Source organism: Polaribacter gochangensis (assembly GCF_046224025.1).
Taxonomy (GTDB): Bacteria; Bacteroidota; Bacteroidia; order Flavobacteriales; family Flavobacteriaceae; genus Polaribacter; species Polaribacter gochangensis.
In genome coordinates, this window is record NZ_JBJXRF010000001.1 from 679,233 (window position 1) to 692,811 (window position 13,579).

The window sequence follows — 13,579 nt, forward strand, 5'->3', positions numbered from 1 at the left end:
ACATTGTAATTATTGCTTTATTATGAAAAGAGAAAAAGAACTATACAAAGGATTAAAACCTTTTATGAGTTGTGTAGATCATACCGTTTCAAAAGAATCGTATGAGCTTTTGTTGAATGAAGATTTCGATATGATGGTTACTTTGCCTGTTCCGTCGGATTTAGAAAATTACTACAAAAGTGAAGCATATATATCTCATACAAATGCGAGTAAAAGTCTTGTTGATAAAATTTATCAAAAAGTAAGAAAACGTACTTTACAAAATAAATTAGGAATTTTAAATTCATTTAAATTTTCGGATAAAAAAATCTTAGATGTTGGATCTGGAACAGGGGATTTTTTAGCTACTTGTAAAAAAGACAATTGGAATGTTTTTGGGGTTGAACCAAATGAAGATGCAAGAACGATTTCAAAAAAAAATGGAATAAATTCTATTAATGATATTTCATTCTTAAAAGAAAATAATTTTGATGTAATTACACTTTGGCATGTTTTAGAACATGTAGAAAATCTATTAGAATATATAGAAGTTTTAAAATCGAAATTAAAACCAAACGGAGTTTTAATAATTGCGGTTCCAAATTATAAAAGTTTTGATGCAAAATATTATAAAGAGTTTTGGGCGGCTTTTGATGTTCCAAGGCATCTTTGGCATTTTTCTCAAACTTCAATACAAAAATTATTTGCCAAGGTTTCTATGAAGGTAGAAAAAACAATTCCGATGAAATACGATTCCTATTATGTTTCTATGTTGAGTGAAAAATATAAATCTGGAAGAACTAATTTTATAAAAGCACTTTACATCGGATTTCTTTCAAACTTGAAAGCCAAATCAACTTCAGAGTATTCTTCGCTTATTTATGTGATTAAAAACACAAAAAACAGCATTTAAAAGCCCTTTTAGAAACGAAAAACAACTCAAGAGTAGTCTTTGTTTTTAAAATTAAAAAAACGTCTTAAAAGCGATGTTTTAAGGCGTTTTTTAATAGGTTCTATTTATTTAAGGTATTGGTAGTAATCAATATTATTGATACACTTTATCTACTCAATAAATACACTCCAAATATTGTGGTTGCAAAATAAACGGCTAATGTCATCGCGCCAGCATAATCTTTTGCCAACCTTTGACCGATTAATAAAAAGACCAACGTTAAAGCAGCTAATTCTGTTCCTAAAAGTGCGTACGTTTTAATTCCTTTTGTCGCTAATTGATAAATTCCAATTATCATAAAAAGACTAGCAATAATTTCTACAATTAAAATTACAGCCAATAATAAAGGAACCATATTTTTTAATGGTGAATTAGAAAAGTGTTCTTTAATAAAAGATAAATTTCCATTCCAATCTAAAAGTTTATCAATTCCAGATTGTAAAAAAGTGACAATTAAAAAAAGTAGAATTAATATTTCTGTTGGGTAATTTTTTAATACTTCCATAAAATAGATTTGTTACCTAGCAAAACTACTAAAAAGAAAGATGCGAGCAATATATTATTACTCGCATCTTATCCAATCTCCAAACAAATTTTTTAACTATTATTTACTACACAATGCGTCTAATTCTTCTTGGCTATTTATTACCATTGTTGTTCCGTCTTTAATTATTGATAAAGGAAACACATAAACTGGTCTAACACCTTTTGCTAAGCTTTTGTAATATGTTTTTAATTCATCTTTATTTGCAATTTCTTTAGTTGTGTTATCTTCTAACGTTACAGAAATAGGAAATACAAATTCTGGTCTTTTTCCCTTTTTAGGTTTTTTTACCAATGCATCAAACTCTTCTTGAGTGTTTACAATAATTGTTTCTCCGTTTCTTTTAACAGAAATAGGAAATACAAACACTGGTTTTACACCATCAGCTAACGTATCTAAATAAGCTTTAAACTCGTCTTTATTGGCAATTTCTAAGGTAGTTGAATCTTCTAAAACAACCGATAAAGGAAATAGTAAATGTGGTCTTCTTCCTTTTGCTGGTTTTCCCATCAACGCTTTTAATTCATTTTCGTCAGAAACCTCTATTGTTTTTCCGTTTACTAAAATTGATAAAGGAAATACAAATACTGGCTTAACACCTTCATCTAAAGCATCTAAATAGGCTCTTAATGCCTCTTTATCAGCAATCTCTTTTGGACTTCCATCTGTTAATTCAACAGAAATAGGAAAAATAAATTCAGGTTTTTTTCTTCCCCTGGTTCTTTTAATCAACATTTTTAATTGTCTCATATCGTTCACAGTAATTACTTCATTATCAACTGTAATTTCAAAAGGAAAAGTAAGTTTAGGTTTGTTTGTTTTTGATGCATAATCTTCCATATCATAATCACTATTAATTGTAGTAGTTGCTTCTGTATTAGTTATTGCAGTAACAGGATATGTGATAATCATAGTTTCTACCATGCTTATAACTTCTTCTTTATTAAGTGAGTTTTGAGCTTCAAAAATTTCCGCATCTTCTGTTGTTGCATCTTGACAGGCAACCATTGAGCTGACTATTATTGTTAGCGCTATTAATTTTTTTACGAATACTTTCATGATTTTTGTTTTTTAATGTTCACTAATAAAACAGGTAATTAAAAGAATACCCTACCGAAAAATCTAAAAAAATAAAAAAATCTCCTATTTTTGAGAAATAATAAGGGTTTCATGTCAGAAAAAAAATCGGTTTGTGAGTCAAAAGTATTTGAAGAATTGTACGCAGAGCACTCAAAATCTGTGTACAATTTTGCATTTTATAAAACAGGAAACTCAGCAAAATCAGAAGATTTAGTACAAGAAGCATTTATTAAAATGTGGAACAATTGTGCAAAAATAATTTTTGAAAAAGCAAAATCATATCTTTTAACAGTAGTTAATAATTTATTTTTAAATCAGGTTGCACATCAAAAAGTAGTATTAAATTATACTTTGATTGGCGGAAAAGAAGCTACAAACGAAAGTCCAGAGTTTTTAATGGAAGAAAAAGAGTTTATGGACAAGCTCCAGAATGCCATTTCCGATTTAAAAGAAGGACAAAGAGAAGTCTTTTTATTAAATAGAATTGATAAAAAAACCTATAAAGAAATTGCAGAAATGTTATCCATCTCTGTAAAAGCTGTAGAAAAAAGAATGCATTTAGCATTAAAACAATTAAGAGAAACCATAGGAAACATTTAATCATCAAAAATAAAAAGTAGGGTATTTGGTAATCAAACTGTTATACTTACAAAGGAACTAAAAATGAAAAACGAACATACAGACGATACATTTTTATCACGTTGGTTAGATAACGATTTAACGAATGATGAATTGGTTTCTTTTCAAAAAACCAAAGAGTATAAAGAATATCAAAAAATTATTGACGCTACAGAAAATTTCAATGCACCCCATTTTGATAAACAGAAAGTTTTCGAAAAAATTACCCAAAAAAAGATTGATAAAAATGTAAGAAAGTTAATTCCGAATTGGATGTATGCCGCTGCAGCTTCTGTTGTAATATTATTAAGTACCGTATATTATTTAACAGAATCTAATGAAACTTTTTCAACGTCTTTCGGCGAACAATTAGCGTTGGTTTTACCTGATGGATCAGAAGTTTTATTAAACTCAAAATCTTCAATTACCTATAAAAAGAGCGATTGGTTTGATGGGAAAAGAACTTTAGAATTAAAAGGAGAAGGTTATTTTAAAGTTAAAAAAGGAGCTACTTTTAGTGTTTATTCTGATAACGGAAGCGTAAATGTTTTAGGAACACAATTTAATGTAAAAACAAACCCTTCTTATTTTGAAGTGCTGTGTTACGAAGGAAAAGTACAAGTTAAAAACAACCAAGAAACGGCAATTTTAACTCAAGGTTTGTCCTTTAGGAAAATAGAAAAAAGGAATCCAGAAAAAGGAACTTTCTTAAATTCAAAACCAAATTGGATCGACGGAGAAAGTAGTTTTAACAACACGCCTTTACAATTTGTTTTAAAAGAGTTAGAAAAACAATATCAAATAAAAATAACTTCTACAAATATTGATGTAAATACGTTGTTTACAGGAACTTTTACAAATAAAAACTTACATTTAGCATTACAAACAATTTGTGCTCCTTTAGCGATTCAGTTTACAATTAATGATGCTACTGTAGTGCTTTCCAAAAAATAAGGATGCTTAAAAAAACCTTTTTTTCTTGCTGTTTTCTTTTTATGGTCGGAGTTGTTTTTGCGCAAAATCAAACTCAAAAATTTTCTTTAGCAGAAATTTTAACATCTATTGAAAAGCAATACGATGTAAAGTTTTCATACAGTTCTAACTTGATAAAAAACGTGTTGTGTTTTCCTTTTAAGAATGAAAAAACACTAAAAGAAAAATTAGAAAGTTTAAGCAAACAAACCTATTTAAACTTCAATCAAATTGATGCAAGGTATATTGTGATTGCAGAAAAACAAATCACAAAAAACCATACAATTAGTGGAATATTAATCAATGCTAAAAACAAAGAAGTTGCTTCTTTTTCATCCGTAATAATTAAAGGAACTACACGTGGAACAACCGCAGATGAAAACGGAAAATTTATACTCGAGAATGTTTCTTCAAATCAGCAAATTATAATTCAAAGTATTGGTTTTACTTCAGTTACAATTCCAGTCTATCAATTTTTAAATCAACCGAACATAACAATTGAATTGGTTGAGGAAAATATACATTTAGAAGAAGTCTTAATTAGCGATTATATAACACAAGGAATTTCAAAAAAACAAGATGGCGCTATAGAAGTTTCTCCAAAAAAATTAGGAATTTTACCTGGACTAATTGAACCTGATGTTTTATTGAGTTTGCAATTATTACCCGGAATTCAAAGTCCGTCAGAAACCGCTTCTGGTTTACAAATTAGAGGAAGTTCTCCAGATCAAAACTTGGTATTGTTTGATGGAATTAAAATGTATCAAAGCGGACATTTTTTTGGACTGATTTCTTCTTTTAATCCATACGTTACTAAAAAAATTACCTTGTATAGAAACGGAACCAATGCAAAATATGGCGATAGAATTGGTGGCGTTTTAGACATTTCTTCTGGCGATGAGGTTCCTACTTTAGAAACAGGTTTTGGAATAAATTTTACACACGCAGATGCTTTTGTAAAAACACCTTTGTTCAATAATAAAGTAGGTTTGGTTTTTTCTGTGAGAAGATCAATTACAGATGTTGTTGAAACAATTACCTATAAAAACTTTTCTGAAAGTGTCTTTCAGAATACACGAATTTTAGAAGAAGCGGTTAATAATCCAAATAAATTATCTAATGTAAACAACGATTTTTATTTTCAAGATTACAACCTGAAAATAGTTGCAGATATATCTGAAAAAAGCAAGCTATCAATCAGTAATTTATTTAATAAAAATCAATTAGAGTTTTCTTCAGAAAACGAACGATTTAGGGAGAAAATAGTTGATAATATTACCTATCAAAATAAAGGAACTAGATTTCTTTGGAATCAAAAAACGTCGGAGTTTTTTATACAAAACATCGATTTTCACACATCAGAATACGAGTTTGATTATTTTGGAAATCGAGAAGAAACAAGAAATAATGCAAACGATAATAGAAATAGAGAATTTGAAATAGTTAATCATGTAAAAGACAACGGAATTAATTATGATTTTACGTATAACTTGAATCCTAATTTTCAATTGAACGGAGGGTATCAGTTTTCTAAAACAAACATTTTATATACGTATAACACTAATTTTTCTACTCCAAATAACCAATTGTTAAACGCAGAAAATAGTACGAATACTACCAACGCTTTATTTTCTGAATTAAAGTATAACAACGCTAACTCGTTTATTAGTTTTGGTGTTAGAGTCAATCATTTTTCTGCTGCAAAAGAATGGTTTTTTGAACCGAGAATTTTTGCTTCCACAAAATTTTCTGAAACGTTTACACTTAAAACATCCGCCGAAATAAAAAACCAAGCCGTAAGTCAAATTATTGAATATAGAAATAACGGAATTGGCTTAGATAATGATATTTGGGCAGTAGCAAATAATGCGATTCCGATTTTAAATAGCAAACAATTGGCTGTTGGATTTTTATATCAAAAAAACGGCTGGAATTTGGATGTAGATTTCTATAAAAAAAAGGTAAAAGGACAAACGTTAATGACCGACGATATTGCAAGCAATACAAAAACGAGTCAAGTTCCTTTTTATATTTCTGGAGAAAGTGATATTACAGGAATTGATATACTACTAAAAAAAAGATTTGGTAATTATCGTTCTTGGATTAGCTATTCGTACGCAGCTACAAAACAGCAATTTAAAGAGTTAAATAACGGAAATTCTTTTGACGGAATAAACGGAATTCCACATTCTTTTACGTGGTCTCATACATATAAATTAAATCAATTTGAGTTTTCTTTAGGATGGAAATTGCGTTCCGGAATTCCATATACAGAGGCAACAGGAACCCATAAAGATCAAAATAATAACTTACGAGTTACTTACGGAAGTGTAAATGAAAAAAGATTGCCAAATTATCAGAAATTCGATTTTTCATCAACCTATAAATTCAACTTTTCTAAAAAGAAAAAAGTGGAAGGAAAAATAGGAGTATCGCTAACAAACATTTTTAATAAAAAGAATATTTTAGACAGAACCTACGAACTTAAATTTGTGAATTCTCAAGGAAATGTTGAAGAACAAAAATTGGTAAAAACCGATAGAATTTCGTTAGGTTTTACTCCAAACCTGGTGTTTAGACTTACCTTTTAATTAATTGATAACCGCTTCTTTTGTATGTAATAAACGAGTTAGCTTTATTGATAAATCTAACAAGATAATTTTTGCATTTCCATTTCTCTCAATATGATATATTGCTGAGCTAATTTCGTCACTAATTTCTAAGACATTGCCGCTGTGTACAAACGGAGCAAACTTTTTTAAGTCAAATCCGGCAGTTTCGGTTTCTAAAAAAACAATTGCTTCCGAGTTGTAATTTAACAACATTGCTTGTCTAAAAAACTGCAAACAATAGTGTAAAAAACGCTTCTGAGTTTCTCTTCCGCTTTTTGCAATTTCATCGCTCCAAGAAATTAATTGTTGGATAATAGTTGCGTTTCCTTTGGCTCTAAAAGCAGTTCTAACCCAAGTAATAAACCATTGTTCAAAAATGGTATCGCTAGAATCATGTACTAATAAATGCAGCGCTTTGTTGTAATTTCCTTCTGTTTGATGTGCAATCTTATATGCAGCACTTTCAGAAATATGTTCATTCGTAATCAAAGATTGCGCAATTTCTTCTTCGGATAAGGCCTGAAAATGAATGGTTTGACAACGAGATTTTATGGTATTTATAATTTGCTCTTCGTCTTCTGTGCACAAAATAAAAAGGGTTTTTTCTGGCGGCTCTTCAATAAGTTTTAACAGCTTATTTGCTGCAGACATGTTCATTTTTTCTGCCATCCAAATAATCATCACTTTAAAACCACCTTCGTAAGATTTTAGTTTTAAGGATTTTACAATATTTTCTGCTTCATCAACACCAATTAAACCTTGCTTGTTTTCTGCACCAATAAATTGCAACCAATTGTATAAACTTCCGTACGGTTGTTCTTTTACAAAAGTTCTCCAATCTTCTAAAAACAAATCACTTACAGGATGTTTTTTTACTTTATCATTTGAAGTTACTGGAAATGCAAAATGCAAATCTGGATGTGTTAGTTTTTCACATTTAATCCTACAAGAATCTTCGTCAATACTAGTTGCACAAAGTAAGTATTGTGCATAAGCAATTGCCATTGGTAATGCACCAAAACCTTCTTTTCCAACAAACAATTGTGCATGCGGAATTCTACCATTTTCTGTAGTAGATTTTAGGTGATTTTTAATATGATCTTGACCAATTACATCTTTGAAAAACATAGCACAAATATATAAATTTAAAGCATCGAAAACAGCATTCGTCTTTTTTGATGAGTTATTTTTTGGAACCTTCTTAAATAAGTACATTTGTAAAAAAATAAAAGAGCAATGCCAACACTAAACGATTTTAATTTCGAGAATAAAAAAGCACTGATACGAGTTGATTTTAATGTGCCTTTAAATGATGAATTTATGGTGACAGACGCAACAAGAATTCACGCTGCTAAATCAACCATAATCAAAGTTTTAGAAGATGGTGGTTCTGCAATATTAATGTCGCATTTAGGAAGACCAAAAGGAAAAGAAGATCAATTTTCTTTGCGCCATATTGTAGAAAAAGCAACCGAAATTTTAGGCTTTCAAATTAAATTTATTGACGATTGTGTTGGCGATAAAGTAACCCAAGCAGTTTTAGAATTAGAGCCTGGAGAAATTTTATTATTAGAAAATTTACGTTTTTATAATGAAGAAAAAGCGGGTGATAAAAAGTTTGCAGAACAACTTTCTAAATTGGGAGATATTTATGTAAATGATGCTTTTGGTACAGCACACAGAGCACACGCATCAACAGCAATTATTGCTCAATTTTTTACAGAAAATAAATGTTTTGGAAACTTATTAGCAAGAGAAATAGAAAGCATCAACAAAGTTTTAAACGATAACGAAAAACCTGTTACAGCCATTTTAGGAGGTGCAAAAGTGTCTTCAAAAATAGGAGTTATTGAAAATATTTTAGACAAAGTAGATCATATTATTATTGGTGGTGGAATGACTTTTACTTTTGTAAAAGCACTTGGAGGGAAAATAGGAAACTCTTTAGTAGAAGATGACAAACAAGAATTGGCGTTGGCTATTTTAGAAAAAGCAAAAGCAAAAAATGTAGCAATTCATTTACCAGTTGATGCCATTATTGCAGATAGTTTTTCTAATGATTCAAATACACAAGAAGTTGATACAAATAAGATTCCTGATGGTTGGATGGGGTTAGATGCTGGGCCAAAAACAACTCAGAAATTTGCAGAAGTAATTGCAAAATCAAAAACCATATTATGGAATGGTCCATTAGGTGTTTTTGAAATGGAAAAATTTGCTAAAGGAACGATTGAGCTAGGAAATGCTATTGCAGAAGCAACTAAAAACGGTGCCTTTTCTTTAGTTGGTGGTGGCGATTCTGTTGCTGCAGTTAAACAGTTTGGTTTTGAAGATAAAGTAAGTTATGTTTCAACTGGTGGAGGCGCAATGTTAGAAATGTTAGAAGGAAAAACATTACCAGGAATTGTAGCGATTCTTAATTAAACAATTTTTTAATGTAACAATGTCTCAATTTATTGTTTCATTGCTACATAAAATTCATTTTTACATTATTACAATGAAATACACAACAGTACCAAATTCAGATATAAGAGTTTCTAAAATTTGTTTAGGAACCATGACTTGGGGTCAGCAAAACACAGAAAAAGAAGGTCACGAACAAATGGATTATGCGTTAGAAAAAGGAATTAATTTCTTTGATGTTGCAGAATTATATCCAATTCCGGCAAGAGCAGAAACCTACGGATCTACTGAAAAAATTATTGGTACTTGGTTTCAAAAAACAGGAAATAGAGACAAAGTTGTGTTGGCATCTAAAATTGCTGGTTGGGGCGCTTATACGGCTCATATTAGAAAAGATGGTTTTAGTAAAAGAGGCATTAAAGAAGCGGTTGAAAACAGTTTAAAAAGATTGCAAACAGATTATATTGATTTGTATCAATTGCATTGGCCAGAAAGAGCTGCAAACTGTTTTGGTGTTCGAGATTATCCTTATAAAAACCACACTGAGCGACACGAAAACCATTTAGAAATTTTAGAAACATTAGAGAGCCTTATCAAAGAAGGAAAAATTCTTAAAATAGGGTTGTCTAATGAAACTCCTTGGGGAACAATGCAATATTTACAAACTGCAAAAGATCATAATCTACCAAGAATGTCTACCATTCAAAATTCATATTCATTAATTCACAGAGCTTATGAATACGGAATGTCTGAAGTTTCTTTGAGAGAAAATATTGGTTTATTAGTGTATTCTCCACTTGCTTTTGGAGTTTTATCTGGAAAATATTTAAACGGAAAAAAACCTGTGGATGCTCGTGCCATTTTATTTCCAAATTACAATAGATACTCTTCTCCGCAATCTGAAAAAGCAGTAATTGAATATCAAAAAATTGCTAAGAAACATGGTTTATCGTTGGTAGAAATGTCATTGGCTTTTGTAAATCAATTACCTTTTGTTACAAGTAATATTATTGGCGCTACAAAAATGAGTCAGTTAAAAGAAAACATCAACAGCATCAATATTGATTTGTCAGAAGAAATTATAAATGAAATAAATGAAATTCATAAAATAATGCCAAATCCGGCACCATAACAAAAAAAAGAGGTTGTTTTTGCAACCTCTTTTTTTTAGTATCCTATTTTAGAACGAACTCTTTTTAAAACTCCAGCTGCAACTTTTCTAGCTTTTTCTGCCCCAATTGCTAAAGCTTCATCAAGTTCATGTAAGTTATTCATATAATGATTGTACTTTTCTCTTTCTGTAGCAAATTTTTCTACAATCAATTCGTACAAAGCTTGTTTTGCATGACCATAACCATAATTTCCGCCTATATAATTTGCTCTCATTTTTGCAATTTCTGCTTCAGAAGCTAGCAATTTATATAAAGCAAACACATTGTCTGTTTCTGGGTTTTTAGGTTCTTCAAGTGGAGTGCTATCTGTTTGAATTGCCATAATCTGTTTGCGTAATTTTTTATCATTTAAAAAGATATTGATAAAATTATTACGCGATTTACTCATTTTTTCTCCGTCTGTACCAGGAATTAGTTTTGTGTCTTCACTAATTTTAGCATTAGGTAAAATTAAGGTTTCACCAACAATATTGTTAAACCTGCTTGCAACATCTCTAGTCATTTCTATATGCTGTAACTGATCTTTCCCAACAGGAACAATCTCTGCATCATACAATAAAATATCTGCCGCCATTAACATTGGATATGTAAATAATCCAGCGTTTACATCGGCCAATCTATCAGATTTATCTTTAAAACTATGCGCCAATGTTAAACGTTGAAATGGGAAAAAACAACTCAAATACCACGATAATTCGGTTACCTCTGGCACATCGCTTTGTCTGTAAAAGACTGTAGAATTTACATCCAATCCACAAGCAAGCCACGTTGCAGCAACACTGTATGTATTTTCTTTTAAGGTTTTTGCATCTTTTATTTGTGTTAAAGAATGCATGTCTGCAATAAATAAAAAGGTTTCTTCTTTAGCTTCTTTCGCCATTTGAATTGCAGGTAAAATTGCACCTAGTAAATTTCCTAAATGTGGTGTTCCTGTACTTTGTACGCCAGTTAAAACTCTCGACATTAATTTGTGTTTAAATAATTTTTAAATCTAAAGCAAAAATACAGTTTTAATAAAGAAAACCCAATAAGAATATTAATTACTACATTTGGCGACTATGGAATTCTTTAAAAATAGTTTACGTGCTATTTGGCGCGTTTGGTTTTACGTTTTTTTTGGAGCATCGTTACTTTTAATGATACCCTTTTTATTCATTTTAACCTTTAACGAAAATCAATATCCTACTTTATATAAAATTATTAGAGCGTTTTCTAAGACGCTTATTTTTGTGATGGGTTTTCGGTTACAAAAACAAATAGAAGAACCTTTAGACAAAACAAAAAGCTATATGTTTTGTCCAAACCATACTTCAATGTTAGATCCGTTTATTTTAGTAAGTATGAACAAAAATCCGATTGTATTTGTTGGAAAAGCGGAGCTTAAAAAAATTCCTGTATTTGGTTTTTTTTACAAACGAATTTGTATTTTGGTTGATAGAAGTAGTCAAAAAAGTAGAAAAGAAGTTTATTTTAGTGCCAAACGAAGATTAAAAAACGGAACTAGTGTGGCAATTTTTCCTGAAGGATTAGTACCAGCAGAAGATGTTATTTTGAGTCCGTTTAAAAACGGCGCATTTTCTTTAGCAATTGAACATCAAATTCCGATTGTACCCGCAACATATTACGATTGTAAACGTTTCTTTTCTTGGACATATTTTAAAGGAAGACCAGGAACAATAAGAATTAAACAGCACAAACCTATAGTTACCAAAGGATTAGATAAAAAAAGTGTAAAAACTATCAAACAACAAACATTTGCTGTTTTGTTTAATGAATTATCTAATGACGCGGAATATATGAAAGATACAAATAGATTAATTCATGAGTAAAATCAACCATAAATACAGTCAGAAAGAAGAAAAAATTAATATTGCATCGCATGCTTTTGGATTGATTTTAAGCATCATTGCATTTCCTTTTTTAGTTTTAAAATCATTGTATTTTGAAGGCTTTTGGAAACCTTTTAGTTTGCTAATTTTCGGAATGAGTTTAATTATTTTGTATGCTGCGTCAACATTTTATCATTCTGCTACAAAACCAAAATTAAGAAGAAGATTAAACATTTTTGACCATGCAGCAATCTATGTTTTGATAGCAGGAACTTACACACCTTTTACAATTATTACATTAGAAGGAGAAACAGGCTGGATCATTTTTGGACTAACATGGTTATTTGCCTTAACAGGAATTATTTTAAAACTTTTTTTTACTGGAAAATTCGATAAATTATCTACAATAATGTATGTGTTAATGGGTTGGCAAATTGTTTTTGCAATTTCTCCTTTATTAGAAAAACTATCTTCAGAAGGGTTATTTTGGTTATTTGCTGGCGGTGTATTTTATACAATTGGTGCAGTATTATATTCTATAAAAAAGATTCCTTACAATCATGCAATTTTTCATTTTTTCGTTCTTGGAGGTAGTATGTCTCATTATATTTCTATTTACCTTTATATTTAATTTAGTTTTTGGTGTTTTTTTTAAAAGATAAAACACAAATAAGAATAAAATGCAATCATAAATTTAAAAAAAGAGTATTCTATTTAAAATAAATGCAATTATTTGTTATTCAGTAAAAAACAAGTTATATTTGTCGTCTTAAATGACAAAAACAATATTTTTATTGTTGTTGCGTTTAAGGTAAATAAATCTTATTTAGGGGGTAGGTTTATTAAATTTCCTCGAGCTTTTGTTCGAGGTTTTTTATGCCCAAAACTGAAATGGAGACCTGCTTAAAGAAGAATTATAATACTTTATTTCCCCTGTAACTTCTTTGCCCAACCAAGATGGTTTTGAAAAAAATTCATTTTCTGTAGTTAGTTCAACTTCTGCAATGATTAAACCAACATTAGCACCAAAAAACTCATCAACTTCAAAAATATGACTCTCTTCTTTAACATAATACCTGTCTTTTTCTATTGCTGTTTTTTCTGTTAGGAGCATTAATTGTTCTGCTTCTAAAACCGGAATTTCTTTTTCCCATTCAAAACGAATTGTACCGGCATTATTTGATTTTCCTTTAACAGTTAAAAAGGCTTTATCATCTATAATTCTAACACGAACAGTTCTTTCTTTATCAGAATTTAAAAACCCTTGTTTTATATGTTTTTTTTGAAAAGCTTTTCTTTTAAAAGAATCGTTTTTTACTAAAAATTTCCTTTCTATTTCTAGATTCATTTATTTGCCGTTAATATTTGTACTAATGTATTGTTTTTTATCGTTATTGTTACAATTATTAGATATCTTT

13 protein-coding genes are annotated in these 13,579 nt (G+C 29.8%); 8 read left to right on the forward strand and 5 right to left on the reverse strand.

The genetic code is table 11. The features are described from left to right. Positions 1–22: 22 nt before the first annotated feature. Positions 23–892: a class I SAM-dependent methyltransferase gene (locus ACEWL1_RS03165; RefSeq protein ID WP_409231829.1), complete on the forward strand. Its 870-nt coding sequence runs from the start codon at positions 23–25 to the stop codon at positions 890–892. Between the two features lie 145 nt (positions 893–1,037). Here the strand turns inward: ACEWL1_RS03165 and ACEWL1_RS03170 are convergent, their stop codons facing one another. Both ACEWL1_RS03170 and ACEWL1_RS03175 read right to left on the reverse strand, forming a co-directional pair. After that, on the reverse strand, positions 1,038–1,436 hold the full coding sequence (locus tag ACEWL1_RS03170) for a DoxX family protein (RefSeq protein WP_409231830.1): 399 nt from the start codon (positions 1,434–1,436) through the stop codon (positions 1,038–1,040). A 99-nt stretch (positions 1,437–1,535) separates the two neighbouring features. Further along, positions 1,536–2,534: a hypothetical protein gene (locus ACEWL1_RS03175; RefSeq protein WP_409231831.1), complete on the reverse strand. Its 999-nt coding sequence runs from the start codon at positions 2,532–2,534 to the stop codon at positions 1,536–1,538. Positions 2,535–2,645: 111 nt separating this feature from the next. On the opposite strand from ACEWL1_RS03175, the gene ACEWL1_RS03180 reads away from it, so the two are divergent. The 3 genes from ACEWL1_RS03180 (at position 2,646) to ACEWL1_RS03190 (ending at position 6,736) form a co-directional block, all read left to right on the forward strand. Further along, entirely contained in the window at positions 2,646–3,155 is a 510-nt protein-coding gene (locus tag ACEWL1_RS03180) for an RNA polymerase sigma factor (RefSeq protein WP_409231832.1), read from the forward strand. Positions 3,156–3,218: 63 nt separating this feature from the next. Further along, on the forward strand, positions 3,219–4,127 hold the full coding sequence (locus ACEWL1_RS03185; RefSeq protein ID WP_409231833.1) for a FecR family protein: 909 nt from the start codon (positions 3,219–3,221) through the stop codon (positions 4,125–4,127). Between the two features lie 41 nt (positions 4,128–4,168). Beyond that, positions 4,169–6,736, forward strand: coding sequence for a TonB-dependent receptor (locus ACEWL1_RS03190; protein WP_409231834.1), 2,568 nt, complete (start codon positions 4,169–4,171; stop codon positions 6,734–6,736). On the opposite strand, the gene ACEWL1_RS03195 is transcribed toward ACEWL1_RS03190, so the two are convergent. Beyond that, complete coding sequence (locus tag ACEWL1_RS03195) at positions 6,737–7,885, reverse strand: DNA polymerase III subunit (RefSeq protein WP_409231835.1); 1,149 nt, start codon at positions 7,883–7,885, stop codon at positions 6,737–6,739. Positions 7,886–7,993: 108 nt separating this feature from the next. Between ACEWL1_RS03195 and ACEWL1_RS03200 the strand changes: the two genes are divergently transcribed. Further along, complete coding sequence (locus ACEWL1_RS03200; RefSeq protein ID WP_409231836.1) at positions 7,994–9,181, forward strand: phosphoglycerate kinase; 1,188 nt, start codon at positions 7,994–7,996, stop codon at positions 9,179–9,181. Between the two features lie 73 nt (positions 9,182–9,254). Continuing rightward, complete coding sequence (locus tag ACEWL1_RS03205; protein WP_409231837.1) at positions 9,255–10,292, forward strand: NADP(H)-dependent aldo-keto reductase; 1,038 nt, start codon at positions 9,255–9,257, stop codon at positions 10,290–10,292. A 35-nt stretch (positions 10,293–10,327) separates the two neighbouring features. On the opposite strand, the gene trpS is transcribed toward ACEWL1_RS03205, so the two are convergent. Further along, the gene (trpS, locus tag ACEWL1_RS03210; protein WP_409231838.1) at positions 10,328–11,296 is read right to left on the reverse strand and encodes a tryptophan--tRNA ligase; all 969 of its coding nucleotides are present in this window, start codon (positions 11,294–11,296) and stop codon (positions 10,328–10,330) included. A gap of 94 nt (positions 11,297–11,390) precedes the next feature. Between trpS and ACEWL1_RS03215 the strand changes: the two genes are divergently transcribed. Beyond that, a complete protein-coding gene (locus tag ACEWL1_RS03215) occupies positions 11,391–12,161 on the forward strand; it encodes a lysophospholipid acyltransferase family protein (protein WP_409231839.1) in 771 nt (256 codons plus the stop codon). After that, on the forward strand, positions 12,154–12,792 hold the full coding sequence (gene trhA / locus ACEWL1_RS03220; RefSeq protein ID WP_409231840.1) for a PAQR family membrane homeostasis protein TrhA: 639 nt from the start codon (positions 12,154–12,156) through the stop codon (positions 12,790–12,792). Before ACEWL1_RS03215 ends, trhA begins: the two co-directional genes overlap by 8 nt. Before the next feature lie 243 nt (positions 12,793–13,035). On the opposite strand, the gene ACEWL1_RS03225 is transcribed toward trhA, so the two are convergent. Further along, positions 13,036–13,509 (reverse strand): CYTH domain-containing protein, encoded by a 474-nt coding sequence (locus ACEWL1_RS03225; RefSeq protein WP_409231841.1) that lies wholly within the window; start codon positions 13,507–13,509, stop codon positions 13,036–13,038. Between the last annotated feature and the right edge of the window lie 70 nt (positions 13,510–13,579).

Bases quoted from the DNA above. Each gene is read 5' to 3' on its own strand.
- ACEWL1_RS03205 (WP_409231837.1), top strand. From the start codon at position 9,255: ATGAAATACACAACAGTACCAAATTCAGATATAAGAGTTTCTAAAATT.
- ACEWL1_RS03215 (WP_409231839.1), top strand. From the start codon at position 11,391: ATGGAATTCTTTAAAAATAGTTTACGTGCTATTTGGCGCGTTTGGTTT.
- ACEWL1_RS03200 (WP_409231836.1), top strand. From the start codon at position 7,994: ATGCCAACACTAAACGATTTTAATTTCGAGAATAAAAAAGCACTGATA.
- ACEWL1_RS03180 (WP_409231832.1), top strand. From the start codon at position 2,646: ATGTCAGAAAAAAAATCGGTTTGTGAGTCAAAAGTATTTGAAGAATTG.
- ACEWL1_RS03175 (WP_409231831.1), bottom strand. From the start codon at position 2,534: ATGAAAGTATTCGTAAAAAAATTAATAGCGCTAACAATAATAGTCAGC.
- ACEWL1_RS03225 (WP_409231841.1), bottom strand. From the start codon at position 13,509: ATGAATCTAGAAATAGAAAGGAAATTTTTAGTAAAAAACGATTCTTTT.
- ACEWL1_RS03185 (WP_409231833.1), top strand. From the start codon at position 3,219: ATGAAAAACGAACATACAGACGATACATTTTTATCACGTTGGTTAGAT.
- ACEWL1_RS03190 (WP_409231834.1), top strand. From the start codon at position 4,169: ATGGTCGGAGTTGTTTTTGCGCAAAATCAAACTCAAAAATTTTCTTTA.
- trpS (WP_409231838.1), bottom strand. From the start codon at position 11,296: ATGTCGAGAGTTTTAACTGGCGTACAAAGTACAGGAACACCACATTTA.
- ACEWL1_RS03170 (WP_409231830.1), bottom strand. From the start codon at position 1,436: ATGGAAGTATTAAAAAATTACCCAACAGAAATATTAATTCTACTTTTT.
- trhA (WP_409231840.1), top strand. From the start codon at position 12,154: ATGAGTAAAATCAACCATAAATACAGTCAGAAAGAAGAAAAAATTAAT.
- ACEWL1_RS03165 (WP_409231829.1), top strand. From the start codon at position 23: ATGAAAAGAGAAAAAGAACTATACAAAGGATTAAAACCTTTTATGAGT.
- ACEWL1_RS03195 (WP_409231835.1), bottom strand. From the start codon at position 7,885: ATGTTTTTCAAAGATGTAATTGGTCAAGATCATATTAAAAATCACCTA.